This is a genomic window from Pedobacter heparinus (genome assembly GCF_032678725.1).
In the GTDB taxonomy this organism is placed as follows: Bacteria; Bacteroidota; Bacteroidia; order Sphingobacteriales; family Sphingobacteriaceae; genus Pedobacter; species Pedobacter heparinus_A.
Map to the genome: position 1 here is coordinate 20,293 of NZ_JAVTSC010000017.1, position 19,581 is coordinate 39,873.

9 protein-coding genes are annotated in these 19,581 nt (G+C 41.2%); 5 read left to right on the plus strand and 4 right to left on the minus strand.

The window, feature by feature from the left end:
• The first annotated feature begins 37 nt into the window (after window positions 1-37).
• From R2Q85_RS21530 to R2Q85_RS21550, 5 genes are all read left to right on the plus strand, one after another.
• Window positions 38-2,317, plus strand: coding sequence for a GH92 family glycosyl hydrolase (locus R2Q85_RS21530; protein WP_316813868.1), 2,280 nt, complete (start codon window positions 38-40; stop codon window positions 2,315-2,317).
• A gap of 3 nt (window positions 2,318-2,320) precedes the next feature.
• The gene (locus R2Q85_RS21535; RefSeq protein ID WP_316813869.1) at window positions 2,321-3,571 is read left to right on the plus strand and encodes a glycoside hydrolase family 71/99-like protein; all 1,251 of its coding nucleotides are present in this window, start codon (window positions 2,321-2,323) and stop codon (window positions 3,569-3,571) included.
• A 4-nt stretch (window positions 3,572-3,575) separates the two neighbouring features.
• The gene (locus R2Q85_RS21540) at window positions 3,576-6,029 is read left to right on the plus strand and encodes a glycoside hydrolase family 95 protein (protein ID WP_316813870.1); all 2,454 of its coding nucleotides are present in this window, start codon (window positions 3,576-3,578) and stop codon (window positions 6,027-6,029) included.
• A 28-nt stretch (window positions 6,030-6,057) separates the two neighbouring features.
• Window positions 6,058-7,299, plus strand: a complete 1,242-nt coding sequence (gene fucP, locus R2Q85_RS21545) for an L-fucose:H+ symporter permease (RefSeq protein WP_316813871.1) — start codon at window positions 6,058-6,060, stop codon at window positions 7,297-7,299.
• 89 nt (window positions 7,300-7,388) lie between these two features.
• Window positions 7,389-11,018, plus strand: coding sequence for a glycoside hydrolase family 2 protein (locus tag R2Q85_RS21550; protein ID WP_316813872.1), 3,630 nt, complete (start codon window positions 7,389-7,391; stop codon window positions 11,016-11,018).
• 139 nt (window positions 11,019-11,157) lie between these two features.
• Here the strand turns inward: R2Q85_RS21550 and R2Q85_RS21555 are convergent, their stop codons facing one another.
• The 4 genes from R2Q85_RS21555 to R2Q85_RS21570 are packed head-to-tail and all read right to left on the minus strand — an operon-like array spanning window position 11,158 to window position 19,298.
• Complete coding sequence (locus R2Q85_RS21555; RefSeq protein ID WP_316813873.1) at window positions 11,158-12,621, minus strand: BACON domain-containing protein; 1,464 nt, start codon at window positions 12,619-12,621, stop codon at window positions 11,158-11,160.
• 54 nt (window positions 12,622-12,675) lie between these two features.
• Entirely contained in the window at window positions 12,676-13,944 is a 1,269-nt protein-coding gene (locus R2Q85_RS21560; protein ID WP_316813874.1) for a glycoside hydrolase family 99-like domain-containing protein, read from the minus strand.
• Between the two features lie 33 nt (window positions 13,945-13,977).
• Window positions 13,978-15,993, minus strand: a complete 2,016-nt coding sequence (locus tag R2Q85_RS21565; RefSeq protein ID WP_316813875.1) for a SusD/RagB family nutrient-binding outer membrane lipoprotein — start codon at window positions 15,991-15,993, stop codon at window positions 13,978-13,980.
• Window positions 15,994-16,004: 11 nt separating this feature from the next.
• Window positions 16,005-19,298, minus strand: coding sequence for a SusC/RagA family TonB-linked outer membrane protein (locus R2Q85_RS21570; RefSeq protein WP_316813876.1), 3,294 nt, complete (start codon window positions 19,296-19,298; stop codon window positions 16,005-16,007).
• Between the last annotated feature and the right edge of the window lie 283 nt (window positions 19,299-19,581).

Sequence of the window (19,581 nt, forward strand, 5' to 3'; positions counted from 1 at the left end):
TAAAATCAATCAATTGTATTCATATTAAGTCGTTATAATGCTAAAGAGTCTTTTTAAATTTAATATCAGAAATTCTTTAATTCCAATGCTGCTGATTGTTGCCAGTGGATTTGCAGTTGCCCAGGAAAAAACATATGCAGGTGCTGGAAATTTAAAATATGTTGACCCACAGATTGGTAACGTGGGGCATCTGTTGCAGCCAACCCGGCCAACAGTGCAATTGCCTAATCAAATGATCAGAATGTTTCCGCTGCGGAAAGATTATATGGATGATCAGATTTCGAGTTTTCCGTTAAATGTAGTTTCACATCGTTTAGGAGAGGTGTTTGCGCTAAAACCTTCCAGCCAAAAGCTGGAGCCTGCAAGTTGGAAAAAGAGGATGACTTATGACCATGACCTGGAAGTTACGCGTCCATGGTATTACAGTACCTACCTGGTTGATGAGGAAGTGAAGGTCGCTTTTACACCGGGAAAGAAAACAGGGTATTATCAGTTTCAGTTTCCTGCAAAAGGAGAAAAAGCCTTACTCTTTGAAAATTACAGCAAGGGTTTAAATGAGTTTAACTTTATTTCTGCTACCGAAATTACGGGTATGGAGGTTTACCATGAGAACGTTAAAGTTTACCTGTATGGCGTTTTTAGTGAGGCTGCTGTTGTGGGAACTTTGGATGGCAATAAATTTTCTCCAGGCACTAAAGTTAGCGGTAAAGATGCCCGGGCCTGGGTTCGTTTTCCGGAGAATACCACGGGAAATATAGAATTTAAATACGCCATATCTTACATTAGCCCGGAACAGGCTAAAAAGAACTATAATAATGAATTGAGCAAAATGACTTTTGACCAGCAGGTTCTTCTTGCGGAGGCAGCATGGGCAAAAGTAATCAATCAGATTAAAACTACCGGAGCTACGGAAGCGCAGCGACGCTCATTTTATACTGCTTTGTACCGTTGCTACGAACGTATGGTAGACATCACCGAAGATGGCCGGTATTTTAGTGGCTTTGACCATAAGATACACCAGAGCAACCGTCCTTTTTATGTGGACGACTGGGCATGGGATACCTACCTGGCGCAGCATCCGTTAAGGGTAATCCTTAATCCGGCCCAGGAAGAGGACATGTTACAATCTTATGTGCAGATGTACCAGCAGAGTGGCTGGATGCCAACTTTCCCTGTGTTGTTTGGTGACCATGCCTGTATGAACGGTTTTCATTCTACTGTAAGTTTTTTAGATGGATACAGAAAAGGCCTGAAAAACTTTGACCTGGAAAAAGCCTATGAAGGATTGGCAAAGAATGCCAATGAAGCGACCATGATCCCCTGGAGAAATGGACCTAAAACAGAACTGGATGATATTTATCACAGCAAGGGCTTTTTTCCTGCATTGCATATCGGTGAAAAGGAATATGTATCAACGGTAGATAAATTTGAAAAACGTCAGGCAGTGGCCGTAACCTTGGGCCACAGTTATGATGATTGGGCATTGGGACAGCTTGCCAGGGATCTTGGTAAAGACCAGGACTATAAAAAATTCAATCAGAGAGGATACAACTACAAAAATTTGTGGAGCACTGAAGTTCAATTGTTTATGCCTAAGGACAAGGATGGCAACTGGATTAAAATTGATCCGAAATTTGATGGTGGTATGGGTGGCCGGGATTATTATGATGAAAATAATGGCTGGACTTACATGTGGCAGGTACAGCATGATATAGCCGGATTAATGAGCCTCATGGGCGGTGGAAAAGGTTTTGAAAACAGACTTGATCAACTTTTCCGTGAACCTCTGGGCAGGAGTCAATATGAATTTCAGGGAACTTTTCCGGATGCCACCGGTTTGGTGGGGCAGTTTTCTATGGGGAATGAGCCGAGTTTCCATATTCCCTACCTCTATAACTATACTTCATCTCCATGGAAAACACAAAAACGTATCCGCTTTCTGCTGGATACCTGGTTTAAAGATAATGTATTTGGTATCCCAGGTGATGAAGATGGTGGGGGTATGACGGCATTTGTTGTTTTCTCTGCAATGGGATTTTATCCTGTAACCCCCGGAGTACCTGTGTACACGATTGGAAGCCCGGTATTTGAAAAGGTTACTATTGATTTGCCAAACGGTAAGATGTTCCAGGTGATCGCGAACAAAAGTTCAGTGCAGAATAAATACATTCAAAGTGCGAAGTTTGATGGTAAATCGTTAGATACTCCCTGGTTTACCCATCAGCAATTGGCGGCTGGTGGCAAGTTGGAGCTGGAGATGGGACCATTGCCTAATAAAACATGGGGAACAGGCCAGGATTTAAAAATGTCGAAGTAGGTGATGAAAAGAAAAATATATGTATTGTTGATGTGCTGCGGTATCACGTTTATGGGGTATGCCCAGAACAGACACGCTAAGCTATCCCGTTTTCCGGGTTACAAAGGATTGGTTATGGCTGGCTACCAGGGTTGGTTTAATGCCAAAGGGGATGGTGCCAATCGTGGCTGGAACCACTATGGTAATGTCGATAAAGAAAAGATAGGTGTTGAAATCTGGCCGGAGGTATCCGAATATGAAAAGACTTACAAAACACCCTTTAAACTGGCCAATGGAGACAATGCCTTGCTCTTCAGTTCTTACGATGAATCTTCGGTAAACCTTCATTTTAACTGGATGCAGCAGTATGGAATAGATGGTGTATTTGTACAGCGTTTTGTGGCGAATCTGAAATCTGCAACGGGTACTAATCACAACAACAAGGTACTTTATGCAGCGCTTAATGCGGCAGAAAGGTACAAAAGAGCGATTGCTGTGATGTATGATTTTTCGGGGATGAGGGATGGGGATGAAGCGTTGGTGATCAGTGATTTTAAAAAGCTGGTAGACAGCATAAAACTAACCAACCGCGGTAATGACCAGAGTTATTTATACCACAACAACAAACCCCTTGTAGCACTTTGGGGTGTAGGTTTTAACGACAATAGAAAATACAATCTTAAAAACGTGCGTGCCATCATTGACTTTCTTCAGAATGACCCGGTGTATGGTGGGTGTTCCATCTTGCTGGGGGTACCTACCCAGTGGCGTGAACTTGCTGGTGATACGGAATCTGATCCGCAGCTACTCGAAACTTTAAAAAAAATAGATATCATACATCCCTGGTTTGTGGGCCGGTTTACAGAGCCCAGAATTCCAAAAATGTTGGATAGGATCAGGGCAGATATTGCCTGGTGTAAAGCGCATAAAATAGATTATGTACCTGTTGTTTATCCGGGTTTTAGCTGGCATAATATGAGGCCGGAATCACCTTTGGATCAGATTCCAAGAAACGGCGGGCAATTTTTCTGGAAGCAATTATCAGGAGCCATACAAAATGGGGCTGAGATGATTTATGTAGCGATGTTTGATGAGGTTGATGAAGGTACTGCTATTTTTAAGATCAGTAAAAACCCACCGGTTGGCAGTACGGAATTTGTGAAGCCTGAAGATGATATTCCTTCTGATTATTACCTCTTCCTGACCGGGTATGCAGGTAAAATGCTGCGAAAGGAAATTCCCTTCCAGGTTAACATTCCCCTTCCAAAGAAATAAAAAGATGAGGAAAAGAATTTTATTTGCTGCTTTTTTTATCAGCGGCTCATTACATGCCCAGCAGCAGGAAATGAGGTTATGGTATGATAAACCTGCCGATAAGATCTGGGAAGCAGCATTGCCGATTGGTAACGGGAAAATTGCCGGTATGGTTTATGGCAATGCCTCAAGTGAACTGATCCGGCTCAATGAATGTACCGTATGGTCTGGTGGGCCAAACCGCAATGACAATCCAAATGCTTTATCGGCATTGCCGGAAGTAAGAAAGTTAATATTTGAAGGAAAATATGCGGAAGCCAGCGACCTGGCAACTGCAAAGATCAAACCGGAAAAAATCAATGGTATGAAGTATCAACCTGTGGGCGATCTTCACCTGGATTTTGCTGGTCATGAAAATTACAGCAATTATTACCGGGAGCTGGACATAGATAAAGCCGTTGCAAAAACGAGTTATATGGTTAATGGTGTCACTTTTACACGTGAAGTATTTACTTCCCTGCCAGATCAGGTAATGGTGTTGAAAATTACTGCCGATCAGCCGTCAAGAATTACTTTTAATGCATCCTTTTCCAGTCCGCAAATCTCAACGATTTCTACAAAAGGTAATCATGAATTGCTTTTGTCGGGCATATCTGGTGACAAGGATGGGGTGAAAGGCGCCGTTAAGTTTAGGGCATTGCTCCATGCAAAAACAGAAGGCGGCAATGTTTCTTCGACAAATTCGGCCATTGCTGTCGTTAATGCAAATGCGGCTACCCTTTATCTTTCCATAGGTACCAACTTCAACAGCTATAAAGACATCAGCGGGAATGAAATGGAACGGGCAGAAAATATTCTTGCTGCTGCATTAAAAAAGAGCGATGATGTTTTGCTGAAAAATCATCTCGCTGCTTATCAGCAACTGTTTCGCCGTGTTCAGCTCGACCTGGGAAAGACAACAGCGATGAACAAACCTACTGATGAAAGAATAATTAATTTTTCGAAAGTAAGCGATCCTCAACTGGCTGCATTGTATTTCCAGTTTGGCCGGTACCTGTTAATTTCTTCTTCACAACCCGGGGGGCAGCCCGCTAACCTCCAGGGAATATGGAACGATAAAATGAATCCACCCTGGGGAAGCAAGTATACCATAAATACCAATACAGAAATGAATTACTGGCCGGCAGAAGTCACAAACCTGCAGGAAATGCATGAGCCGCTGATACGGATGATAAAGGAACTCTCAATTACAGGCAGGGAAACGGCAAGACTGATGTATGGTGCCAGGGGTTGGGTAACACATCACAATACTGATATATGGCGGATTACTGGCCCTGTGGATGGTGTTTACTCGGGCATGTGGCCCATGGGCGGAGCCTGGTTAAGCAGGCACCTGTGGGACCGGTTTTTATATAACGGGGATAAAAAATACCTGGAATCTGTTTATCATGCGATGAAAGGATCAGCAGCGTTTTTTGCAGATTTTCTGATGGAAGAACCGGCGAATAAATGGCTGGTGGTTTCTCCTTCTATATCACCGGAGAATGCACCGGCAATTGCCAAAGGGAAATCAATAGCTGCAGGTGTAACGATGGATAACCAGATTGTACATGAGCTTTTTTCCAATGTAATCCGGGCTTCAGAATTACTTTCCAGAGACCGGGAATTTGCCGAAAAATTGAAGGGTTTAAGAAAACGCCTGCCACCTATGCAGATTGGTCAATATGGACAACTACAGGAATGGCTACAGGATTTTGATAGTCCGACAGACCGGCACAGGCATGTGTCGCACTTATTTGGTGTATATCCGGGTGGACAAATATCTCCATACCGGACACCGGAATTGTTTGACGCGGCGCGTACATCCCTGCTGCATCGGGGCGATGTTTCGACAGGCTGGTCTATGGGCTGGAAAATAAATCTTTGGGCGAGGTTTCTGGATGGAAACCATGCTTACAAATTGCTTAGTGATCAGTTGTCCCCGGTAAGGGAACGTGCAGAAGGCGGTGGTACCTATCCTAACTTATTTGATGCCCATCCTCCATTTCAGATTGACGGAAACTTCGGCTGTACTTCCGGAATTGCAGAAATGCTGGTTCAAAGTTATGATGGCTTCATACATCTGCTGCCTGCATTACCAGGGGTATGGAAAAATGGAAGCATTAAAGGCTTAAGGGTAAGGGGAGGCTTTGAAATTGTAAAACTGCAATGGAATAACGGAAAACTGCAACAGGTGGTCATCAGATCTTTATTAGGTGGCAATTGCCGTTTACGCGTATCTAATCCGTTAAAGGCAGTGACCAATATACCTCTTAAAATCGCTAAAGGTGTAAATCCAAACCGGTTTTACCAGGTTGATGAAACTGCAGTGCCCATTATTTCAGCTAAAGCAAAGTTGAATACCTTAAACCTGAATCATACCCTGCTTTATGATTTTGATACGAAAGCCGGGCGGTTGTATACGCTGGTGGCACGATAGGGGAGAAATAAATAAAATCAAAAATCATATGAACAACTTAACTCCTAAGGTTCCTTTTACCGACAAAAGATTCCTGATTACCCTGGTGTTTGTCACCTCTCTTTTCATGTTTTGGGGCATAGCCATTACCATGGCTGATGTATTGAACAAGCACTTTCAGCAAACCATGAGCCTTTCTAAATCACAATCGGCCTTTGTACAGTTTGCTGTTTTTGGTGCTTATGCCGTGATGGGTATCCCCGCAGGCTTGTTTATGAAGCGTTTTGGCTACAAGAGAGGTGTGCTTTTAGGCCTGTCACTTTTTGCCGTTGGGGCCTTTTTATTTATTCCGGCAGCAAATGTTTCTTCATTTGCTTTTTTTGGAGTTGCTTTATTTATTGTGGGCTGCGGATTGTCAACTCTCGAGACGGTTGCACATCCTTTTGTGGCTTCGCTGGGTGACCAGCGTACCAGCGATCAGCGCATTAACTTTGCACAGTCCTTTAACGCGGTTGGTGCCATGCTGGGCCCTGCAATTGGTAGTTACTTTTTATTTGGTAAACATGTAGAGGGCAGTACAGACCTCACGTCTGTTAAGGTGCTTTACGCTGTAATTGGCCTGGTAATTTTGCTGGTTGCCGTGTCTTTTTCGTTTGTAAAAGTTCCACCTACAACAGATCCGCATGTGGTTTCAGCAGCAGATGCGAATGCGGTAAATATCGATGTGGCCCCAGATAAAAAATTGTTTGATCATAGACATTTCGTCTGGGCAGTTGCCGCCCAGTTTTTTAACGTTGCTGCTCAAGCCGGAACATGGGCTTTTTTTATCAATTATGGACATGAAAAAATGGGTTTTAGTGATGAAAAAGCCGGCCATTTTATGGTGGTATTTATGGGGATGATGCTTGCTGGCCGTTTTATAGGTACTTTTTTGATGCGGATAATTGCGCCAAACAAGCTATTGGCAATATTTGCAATCGGAAATATCATCATGTGTATCATAGTTGCACAAGGACAGGGTTGGCTGTCTTTTATCGCTTTGCTGATGATCAATTTCTTTTTCAGTATTATGTTTCCAACCATATTTAGTTTGGGTTTAAAAAATCTGGGCGCACGTACCCAACAGGCGGCTTCATTCTTATCCATGGGTGTGGTTGGCGGAGCATTTTTCCCATTTATCATGGGGGCGCTTGCAGATCGCGTCGGAATTGCCAATGCATATTACGCACCGATTATCTGTTACCTGGTGATTTTCCTTTTTAGCTATAAATTCTATAAAGTAAAACACTGATGCAACCTGATCAGGATTGAAGGTGTAAATAATGTCATAACAGCCCAAAAAGGCTGTTTTTTCAATTTATAACAAATAAAACTATACAAATGATGATGAAAAAAAGATACCTGGCAATTCCTTTTATGTTTTTGCTTTCGGGTGTAAATCTGTTTGCTCAGGTTAAAGCCGGTGTGACAGAACACTTTGATAAGCCCGGCCACAAACAGGTGGTTACCGGACGTGGAATGGTTAAAATAGAACAGGGCGTTCTGAAAAGTAAAAATGCATATGCCTCATATGGTGATGCCGGTATGGAAAATTATGAGTTTAGCTTTAAAGCCCGTACACCTGCAAAAGAAAAGGAAGTACAAATATGGTCAGGATTCAGGGCTTCCAGCAGAAATGACAGGTATATTCTTGGCTTAAGAGGTGGCATTCAAAATGACTTGTATCTTGCCAGACTAGGGTATATGGGTACGGATGATCACCTGGCTTTAAGACACCTGGATTTTCCATTGGTGCCGGGTGAATGGTATGATATTAAGGTGCAGGTTGCAGGAAACCGCATCAAGGTTTTTTTAAATAATTCAGCGCTTCCCTGGATTGATGTGAAGGACCCATATACAGTATTTTCACCTAAAGGGAGAGTTACATTAGGTGGGAGCTGGATAGAAACTGAATTTGATGACCTGGTCATTAAATCGCTGAAAGCAAATGAATTTAGTGCTGATCCGGTTAAAGAATATATGGTAAAATCAGCAGATAAAGCGCAGAAAAGGATAAAGGAGAGAGCTGCTTATAAACCAGTTCAGGTTAAAAGAATTGCCGCTGCCAGGACAAAAATATCGCTGGATGGCACATGGCTTTTTAGTCCGGGTTACGAAAGTCCAAATACAGCCCAGGCCATACAACCCGGAACTTCAGACAAGGACTGGCATGTGATGGTGGTACCTCAGTTCTGGAACCCGAACCGGGAGTGGTTGCATGGTGAAAAATACAATACGGCCAGTAAAGGCGTTTCTGATAATTACTACCAAAAAGAGATCGAGCGCTGTGAAGGCTACACTTTTGATTATAAGAAAACAGATATAGGCTATTACAGACAATGGATCGAATTACCAGAAAATATCAGTGGAAAATATTTGGAACTAACTTTTGATGCGGTATCAAAAATCGGGGAAGTATTTATAAACGGGAAAAGAGCTTCGAATCCACACATAGGTATGTTTGGAGAATTTAAAGTAAATGCGACCCCATGGCTTAAGCCAGGAAAAAACCTGCTTGTGGTTAAGGTTTCAAGAGATTATGTAAAAGACATTAAGGATGCAGATAAGGTAACCGATGTTGCGGTTACAGTGCCGGTAACCAATAAAATGTTAAAAGATCTGGCTCATGGTTTTTACAATGATGATCCCGCCGGAATCTGGCAACCTGTGGCGCTGGTAATTACCGATCCGTTAAGAATTACAGATGTATTTATCAAGCCTAAACTTACGGGAGCAGATTTTGAAGTAACGGTTAAGAACAACAGTACCCAGCCCCAAAAATTTGATATCGGTACGGCAATAACTGAAGATAAAAATAAAAAAAAGTTATATGAATCAGCCGATCTGAAAGAACTGGACCTGAATGCTGGCGAAGAGAAAACCTTTATTTACAGCGTAGCAGATTTAAAGCCCTTATTGTGGACACCCGCTACACCAAATTTATATGATTTCAATTTTACTGTAAATACAGTGGGTAAGGAGGCCGACCGCCATACCATTCAATCCGGTTTCCGTACATTTGAAGCAAAAGGCGATTTCTTTTACCTAAACGGAAAGCAGTATTGGTTAAGAGGTGGTAACCACACGCCTATGTCGCTGGCACCAAATGATACCGCCCTGGCCAATCAGTTCAATAAGTTGATGCATGATGGAAATATTGCCATCACCCGGACACATACTGCGCCTTATAATGAATTGTGGCTGTCTTCTTCAGATAAAAATGGGGTTGGAGTAAGCTACGAAGGTGGCTGGCCATGGCTGATGATCAAAAGCAGCATGCCTGATCCGAAGCTGATAGAATTGTGGAAGAATGAATTTTATGACCTGCTGAAAAAATACAGAAACCATCCATCGCTGTTGTTCTGGACGGTGAACAACGAAATGAAGTTTTATGACAACGATCCCGATGTTGAACAGGCCAAACTAAAAATGGGTATTATTTCGGATGTGGTAAAACGCATGCGCCAGATAGATCCGACGAGGCCAGTTTGTTTTGATTCTAATTATACCAGAAATGAAAAGAAATTCGGTAAGTCGTTTTTTGATAAGATTGATGACGGAGATATAGACGATCATCATTGGTATATCAACTGGTATCATGGATCAATTTTCAATGAATTTAACGGAGAATGGCAACGGAATTTTAAAAATCAGGGCAGACCACTGATCAGTCAGGAGTTTTCGACCGGTTATGCCAGTGAAACGGGCCATCCAACACGGTTTTATACTTATGTTCACCAAAATCCGGCAAGTCTGGCAGGTAATTATGCATACGAATATGCTAACCCAGCGTACTTCCTGAAGGCGCAGACCTTTATTACCAAAGAATCTGCTGAAGCTGTGCGGAGAACAAATGAAAAAGCAGCCGGTATTTTACATTTTGCAGCATTAACCTGGTTCAAAAACATTTACCAGGTGGATAAGATTGTGCCGCACCCAGGTTATTATGCTATGAAAAAAGCACTTCAACCGGTTTTGGTATCTGCCGAATTGTGGGGAAGACATTTTTACGCGGGGACCAGATTGCCGGTAAGAGTTTATGTAGTAAATGACAGTGAACAGGGTACTGACCTGGCTGAAACAGAATTGATGTGGTCCGTACGGGGTACAAATGGTGAAACGATCGTTTCTGGTAAAGAAAAAATAGCTCCGGTAGCCTATTACGGGCGCAAATTTATTGAGCCTGAAATCAATATTCCGGCCACCTTACCAGTTTCAAGGGTAGCGGGCAGGCTGGTACTGAAACTGGTACAGCGGGGAAAGTTGATCTCTGAAAATGATTATGAACTATTGCTTTCTGAAAGGGAATGGCTGGGAACAGCTGCCCTGAAAGGAAAAAACATAGTGTTGGTCGACGGTTCTGGTCAGGTGGCTTCCGTTGCAGCCGATCTGGGTATCGGCTATAAAAAAATGGCAACTGTAGCTGGGGCTTTAAAAGAGCAGACTGATGTTTTAATCCTGGCAAATCTGGATTCGCCGCATACTTCTGAAAATGAGCTGAACCAGGTTAAAGCTTTTGTTGCCGGTGGTGGAAAGCTATTGCTGCTGAATTCGGGCAGTGTTGCTGTTGCTTTGTTCCCGGATCAGATACGCAATGTATTTAAGGAAAATGGCGAGATCATTTCAATTGAAGTGCCTGAATCGCCCGTGTTTAATGATATTGAACCCATGGATACCAGGTATTTCAATAACAACAAAAGAGAAGTCCCGCTGGTGATTAAGAATTCTTACAGGATTAACAGGGGAGAGCAGGTTGAGCCATTGGCTTCATTCCTTAAAATCCACGGATACCTGGAGGGTGATATTTATGAACGTAGTAAAAAGATGGATGCAATGAGGGGGTTCCCGATTGTTAAAATCAACAATAAGGGCGTGGCTATCTTATCTGAAATCATGTTTGAAAAAGCTACTACAGATCCTGTAGCAGGTAAATTATTGGTCAATATGATCCGTGATTTATTGCTGAATTAATCAGGATTCTTTAAGATGTAAAAGGGCTGTCCAGATTGATCGTCGGGACAGCCCTTTTTGCATTAACAGACCATTACTACGGCTTTTGTATTAGGGTAAACCGTTTTTAACTGATGGGAATTGCCGGATAATTTTTGTATTATGGACATTTTGTAAAGCCAAATCCTGCATTTTGCGGACAGGTGTTTGCGCTAACGTTCCATTTGCTAAAATTCGGATGACTTAAAAAATCTGCCGGTAAATTTCCGGTAAAATTGTTCAGTTTTAACTCTACAGAATTGAGATTAGGCATTTTGCCAAATACGCCAGATGGAATAGGTCCGATAAAGTTAGAGGTATGCATTTGTAGCAAAGTAAGCTTGGTTAGTCTTTCGAATTCGACTGGGATAGTTCCTGTCAGACCAGATCTGCTTAACGTTAAATTAAGTAAATTGGAAAGGTTGCCCATTGATGGCGGAATCATACCCGTTATCTGTTGGTTATTGTTGTTGAAATCAATAGTGGTTACCTCACTTAAAAAACCAATCGCTGATGGAATAGGGCCTTTAAGGTTTTTTCCGCCAAATTTTAATTCTCTTACACGGGCAACGCCATTTACATTGGCTACGGTTACTCCACTCCATTTCGTGGCGGCGTTGTCTACTGTTAATGGTGCAGTAATGTCCCACTTGGTACCAGTCCAGCCTGCACCACCCATAGTTTCATAAAGTGCGATTAATACCTGTCTGTCTAGCTCATTTCCAGTTTGAATACCATCCTGTTTTACACTAACAGCAACATTAAGAAGACCATAGGTAATGTTGATTGTTCCAGTGAGCGGCATGAAGTTGTTTTTAGGTGTTGTAATGGTCAGCTTACCGCCATCTCTCTGTAAGGTATACCATGGAGTTTTTTCAAGTACGGCATAGGTCCAATTCTGATTGGTTTGAATATCTAAGGTGAATGAACCTCCATCTTTGGTAAATTGAACATTTTTTGTGTTGATATCGAATTCAACTGTTCCCTTTTGTGTTACGGTAATGGCTTTGTTGAATATTGGGGATTCTGCATTAACTGTTATAACTGCGTTACGTTCACCGTCCAGAGGATTAGCAGTTGCCATAATTTTTACGTCCTTTCCATTGATCTCCCATGTTAGCCAATCGGCGTTAGAACTTAAGGACCATTGCATATTGCTGTTAATTGTCACGATCCCATTATCGGCTGGATTTAAGAGTTTTAGCAAGGTTTTATCCAGAATGATGGTAGGCGTGTTGCCATGTTGCTTAATTACAACAATTTTACTGAGTTGTTTATCAGCACTTACAACTTTTACTTTAGCAACTCTTTCATAAAGCGCACTGTTTTCTTCCATAGTAAATGATACCTGATTGTCCTTTTTTACTACCCCGAACCAGGGCGCCGTACTTAGTGTTTCTACTGTCCATTCGCTATTGTCAGATATGGATACCGCAAAATTCCCGGTGAGATCGGTATTCAGGTATTCATACACATCTCTTTCTATCGTAAGGGTAGGTTTGGATGGGGTCTCATTGTTATCTTTCGAACAGTTTGTCAAAACAATCACCATGATTGTCAGGCAAAATATTAACGTTCTTTTCATAATTTATAATAATTAAACTTGTTAATTAGTGATGTTTTAATCTGATCAAAGTATTTATTTTACTTTGAACTCATCGCGGACAATATCCAGGTACTTTGTGCCGTAACCTTCGCCATAATCTGCTACAGTTGGTTCTATTTGTGAATCCCATACCCAATTGTTAAAGGATTCAATAAGTACCATCCGATTATTTCCCAGGTTCATTTTTGCCACATTGCAACGCTCTCTGAAATCGCTTTCTTTTTTCCTGATGGCGGGATAGTTATAGTCATAGTTCGCATTGTTGATGTTTGCCGTATATGAAGGGGAGGCTGATGGAATAAAATCAATGCCGAAATTTTTAGATAAATAATCCTTATTCAGTTTGTAATTCTCATTGATTAAACGGTTTAGCAGATAGGTTCTATCCCAGCCTGTGATACCACTACCCACGTTACACATGTTATCCATTGTCACAGCATCTACTTTACCGCGTGTAAAGAAATATTCAAAACGTGCCGATGGTGTCCATTGTTGCTGCCTGGCAATGATGTAAACATCTTTTCCTGTTTCATCTTTAATCGCTTTACGGATATTGTCGTATACTTTTTTGGTGTCCGAACTGTATAACTTATCGGCACCTATCAAAACCAATACAGGGCGCTCTTGAAAATGATAATAAGTATTGTCTTTAAAATAAAGAGAAATGCGCTTTAAATAATTGTACAATCTATTTTCACGGCTTATAGTAATGATTTGTCCATTAACATTAAATGAAACATCGGGTGCATTCTCCAATAATAAATTATTCGTCAACCCGCTGCTAAAATTTTGGATGTCTACTGAAATAGCATATTTCATGTCTCCCATTTCTACTGATGGGAGCGTAAAATTATGCTCAGCAAACATGTTCACCATTAAGGAATCGGTACCGTTGAGGTTGTTAGGGTAAATGGCCGAATTTTCTTTAACAGCCGGGGTAATCAAAAAATCAATTTTAGCCATTTTGGCCCATTCCACAATTTTTTTCAAGTTAGCTGCACCAGCTAAAGTTGGTTTTAATTCGTAGCGCCCCAGTTCCGGCTTAATATAAGGGCCAAGTTTTCCGGCAGCCACGTTGTATGGATCTGAAATTCTTCCCCATTTGATTTCGTCTCCGACCAGGGCCGAAGCAGGATCATATACGTAGGCCCCAACAGGTATATCAGTGGTAACCGGAACGTTCTGGATCTCATAATTTAATGGATAGTCGTCTATCGACGGACCATTGTCTTTCTTACAGGACACAGCCATTGATCCTGCCAACAACCCCATTAATAAAATATTTATATTTCTTTTCATCATGATTATTTCTATATAGATAATCTTTGTTATTTTCTATTTCGGTATGTATGTGATAATTAAATTTCTGAACTCATAGTCAAAGGCTTTTGTTAAAGCAGTCTTCTCATCAGTTTCGCCAGTCATACTTTTTGCTGTAGCCACAACTTCTTCATAAGTTTTGCCATATTTTTTGTTGTAGTATTCGCAATTTGGAGCTATAATTTTATTACCACCATACATTCGGTCTGCAAATATCAGATCAGGGTTCAGTTTTGCAAACCCTAGCGTCGTATAAACGTTATCTCCCCATCTGTCGCCCCTGTAATAAGGACTTACAGCTTTTAAGTTCTCAATTCCCTTATAGTAGGAATTTCCATTTTTGCTTTGTTCTGCAAGCGGGTAGATGAAGCGTTCAGTCCAGTAATTATATTGTGAATTATAACCTTCCACATCGCTGGCACCACCGTTGGCAAAATAAGGAGGGAAACGAAGTGCACGCGTCCTGCGTTCCAGATTCCAGCCTTCCAGGCAATTTAAGTAGTCGGCAATATAGCGTTGCTTGTAAATCTGCTCCAGGTGGTTTTGCTTTCCTCCTTTACCGTTGATATTTGCGCGATACAATAACCTTCTATCGGCATAACCTTTGCCATCTGTATTCCATTTTACACCATTTTGTGCCAGATAAATGTCTGCACCACCTAATCCGTATTGGGTAAAGGAAGCTTTTACACCCAATTCATAGTTTTGTTGCGCTTTGGTCTCCGATCCGAAAAGCATTTCTGCTTCTGCTCTAAGGAAGTAGCTGTCTGCCCAGTTCAATAATACCATAGCAGCGTTCTCTTTCACAAAATCTGTATGTACAAATGAGAAATTGTAAACACTATTTTTACTACCTAAGGGATCACTGTACCTGTAATTTTGTCCTGGTACAAAAGCCCATTCCCAGCCTGCAGCTAAGCTGTTCAATTCAGGAAGTGGTACATAAGGCATTGAATAAGCAACTAAAATCGAATCTCTCCTCAAAGGATTTAATCCGTCTGCCTGATGCTTTGTAAAATCTTTACACTCTACAGTATTACAGTGTTCAGGATGACTCCTGGTTAAAGTATCTGCATAAAGCATAGGCTTTACTTTGGATGGAGAAAGTGCGTTGGCTTTCATACTGTAGGCGCCAAGACGCGGATCTTTATAAGAAAATAAATAAACTGCAAAATATTCACCAAGTGCAGGATAAGTCATTTCACTGAAAGCCGTGTTGTTTTTGATAAATCTGGTATAATAATAAGAAGCACTGAATGATTCATCAGAACCGAAGCGCAGCATAACCATATCATCAATAGAAGAGATCAACTTAGACTCGTCTGCCAATACAGCAGTAGCATGTTCCTGAGCTAAAGGCATTGATAAGTTTTGCACATGAAGTGCGATATTTAAACGTAAGGTATTGCTGAATTTCTGCCATTTTGAAAGATCTGATTTCGAAAAATTGGGTCCGCCAAATACCGGGTCACGTAATAAAAGGTCATTAGGAACGGTACTGGAAAGGTTATATAAATTGCCTGCATCTTTCAGATCTTTTAGGATTTGAGTATACATTTCCAGTTCAGTATCATATTTATATTCACGCTTGGGGTTGTCTACATCAGCTAAAGCACTGCTCATTGGAGAACTACCATAAATGGAGGCGATCATATAAAATACATAAGATTTCCAGGTTTTAACCATCGCTAAACGGTTCACATATTCTGGTTTGCCTTCATAATCTTTTTCCATTTTCAAAAGGTCCCGGAGGATGCCAATATAAAATTGGTTGTAATAATTATCTCCTGTTTCCTGTGATGGATTTGTAGCAAAACCAACTACGGCATAGCGGGAAAAATTCATTAACTTGTTAAAGTTGATTTCCTGAATAAGCCTCATGGTACGGACTACCGAGCCGGAGAAAATGTCGTTGACATCTACTTCATAGATCTTATTCTTGTTCGTATTTATCTCTTCAAAATCTTTCTTACAGCCTATAAAGATACTGCCCAGTAGAAGGAAAGAAAGTATATAAGTTATTTTGTTCATCTTAGTATTTATTAGAATGATAATTTAACGTCAAATCCCCAGGTAGCCATTGGTAAACTGAATCCGCGCTCAAAGCCTTGTGCGTTACCAGTTGTTGATGTTGCCTGTGGATCCAAGCCTCTTGGTGTGTTTTGGTATAAAATGGCCAGGTTACGCCCAACAACAGATGCCTTGGCCCCTTTAATAGGTGTTCCTTTAAACCACTCGTTTTTTAAATTATATCCAACGTTTACCTCTCTTAACTTAATATATGACGCATCATAAATATACCTGGCGGCACTTGAGGCATTATTGTGGGTCCAGTGGTCCATAGGAGATACCCATGCCATGGAAGTTTTGTCGGCCCAGAAGGCACCTACTGAAGGATCATAGACTGTATTACCCAGCTGGACTCCTTTTGGACGGAAACCATCCGGATAGGCTACGAAATTCTGATCGTAATTGGCCCCGGCTTTTACAGTGTTTCCTGGCTGTAGGAACCCACGCCTTTCATCGCCATTCTCGCCCAAAATCAGTTCAGATATTAATGCGTCATAACGACCATTTAAGGATTGTACAGTACTACCATCAATTCCCCCCCTAAATGCCGTGTACGACCATACTTTTCCTCCTGATTGGAAATCGAACATGAAACCGAAATCTATACGTCCAATTCTGAAGGAGTTTTGCCAACCACCAAACCAGTCGGGGAGGATAGGGCCTAAATATTGATCAGGTAAAAATTTAGGTTTGCCATCTACACCCACGTAAATTGCCCCGTCAGCATTTCTTTTATAGTCGTTGCCATAAAAAACACCATAAGGTTTGCCAACTTCAGCGTAAAGTTTGATGTTATCTCCACTTGCCATTTCGTACCTGTTCACACCATCAATAAGTGAAATTACTTTAGAGACATTTTTTGACCAATTGATGGTAGAACTCCAGGTAAAATTATTCGTTCTGACAGGATTCACATTTAGACTTAATTCCACCCCCTGGTTTTTGATTTCACCGGCATTTAATATTTCTCTCCGGTAACCGCCTGCCGCTATGGCATCACTTTCAACAATTTGGTTTTTAGTCCGTTTGGTATAATAAGTAATGTCTGTGTTGATACGACCATTGAAAAACTTCATTTCCGTGCCAAACTCCCATGATAGGGTGGTTTCAGGTTTCAGGTATGGATTCTTTAAGATTTCTTCTCCTGTAAAAAAAGGTATACCGTTGAATGAACCAGTTTCACTTCTGAGATATCCGCTGTTCAATCTATCAAAACCGGTATCGTTACCTACCTGGGCAAAAGATCCCCGTATTTTCCAATAGGAAAGTACTTTTTTGTCAATTTTGAAAGCATCTGTTAACACCAAACTGCTACCTAATGAGTAATAGAAATAAGATGCATTATTTATTGGGAGTGTACTGGACCATTCATTACGCGCAGTTCCCTCCAAAAAGGCCCAGTTTTTATAGCCTAAGTTGGCCATGGCAAAAACTGCTTGTTTCAATTTCTTTTCTGGTTCTTCTACAGAACCAATAATTCCTTTTGCATTTGCTAAACTCGCCAGATTCTGAGTGATTAGCATTGAGGCTCTGGATGACATCCTGTCTCCCGAAATTTTTTGAATGGAGGCCCCAACGTTTGAATTGAGATTAAAATCTTTATTTAACCTTTTGTTAAAGGAAAGTAAACCGTCAAAGTTGTTATTGGTATACAAACGGTTCCATTTATAGTATTCGCCATCCACATCAAATGGGGTATATAGATTGGTGAAATCCCAGCCTTTAGATTGTTGTAAATCAGTTGCCGCTCTAAGTCTGAACCTGAATAGGTTATTTATTCTGATGTTGGCCGTAAGGTTGGCATTGAACAAATTTTTGCTATCCTGATTCTTCGTTTCATTTAACAACCAGTACGGATTGTTAAAACCATTGAAGTTGAAAGGCATTCCGTCTGGTTTCTTCCAGGGTACAAGCTCGTCATAAGAGGCATCCCGGGGTAAATTAGCCATAACATATAGTGGATTTCTATTGGAACTGTTACGGAATCCCCGGTTGTCCATGTTTTCGTAGGTGTACCTGATGCCGGCATCTATGTCCAGATAATCTGTAATTTTAGCTGTTCCCCTGAGGTTAAAGTTATGCCTGTCCATTAAATTAAAATTCTCCAGGATGTCATTCGCTTTTTGCCCGGTATAAGAGAACCTGAAACTCATTGCATCTGTTAGCTTGTCGATAGCAAAGCTGTTTGTGATGGTATTGGAAGTTTTGAACATACTTTCAATGGTCCCGGGCTGAGGGATATATTTTTTTACCTCTCCGTTTCTGCCCACTACCTCAAAGCCCAGCATCGGCATACCCCAGGACCGCTGGTCCTGGTTTCCCATATTTGGGCTCCAGATTCCATAAGGCAAATTTGGGTCGAAAACCACACCATTACCAGAATTTCCATAATAGTTAATTCCTTCTCTTTTAAATTGGTTACCCTGACCAGCACCATAGATGTTTTGATAAGTAGGGAAATTGTACAAATTCCCAATCATGGTATTAAAACCATAACTAATTCCCAATCCTTGTTTACGGCCGGCTTTTTTAGTGGTGATTAAGATTACACCATTGGCAGCATCTGATCCATAAAGTGCCGAAGCATTTGCTCCTTTTAGAATTTCGATATTTTCAATTTCATCAGGATTAATGCTGTTTACAGGGCTTCCGTAATCCAGATCTCCGTTTTCTCCTGACGGGTTCAGGATGGGGATACCATCAATTACATATAGCGGTTGGTTGTTGCCGGTAAGAGAGTTGTTCCCCCTTAACACGACCCTGGTTGAAGCACCCGGACCTCCTCCGGAGATCACCTGCATTCCCGCGGCCTTACCAGATAACATATCTAATAAACTTCCTCCTCTGGCTTCGGTTAAAGAGGATACATCAATACTCTGACGGGCGTAAGCCAGTGATTTGGCTTCTTGTTTAATGCCCATTGCGGTAACAACTACTTCAGTCAGATTTTTTAAATCGTCCAGCAGGACGATCTTTAACTCTGCATCTGATTTGATAACGATCTGCTGGGTCATAAAGCCCATATAGCTTATTCTTAATGTAGCATTGGCTGTTGCGGCAATTTTGAATTTTCCGTTCTGATCTGTTATGGTACCCTTAGCATTGGTGGCACCTACTACATTTACTGAGGCACCCACAATAGGTTGGTTGGTATTGTCCAGTACGGTACCTTTAATATTGAGTTGTTTGTTCTGACCATGAGCTATTCCGAAGAAAAGGGTCAGGATAAATATCAGGTGATATTTTAATCGTTTAATAATACTCATGAAATTTTGGTTTATACTTGGTTAAAAACAGGATAAGGTGAAGGTTTCAATCTACCAATGTCCTGCTGTAATTGGTCTAGGCTATTTATCAGCTATCAGCTATAAGTTAGCCTGGTAATAAATAGATGAATTGGTTAAGTGAAATAAGTAATGGTTTCTCATCATACAACGTTTTGGTTTAGTGAATTTGTAGTTTGGTTGTTTAGTCTGACTATTGCATAGCATGCTTTAATCTTTTATAAATTACGCTGTGACCAATTAATAAAACACTAATAAAGCATTA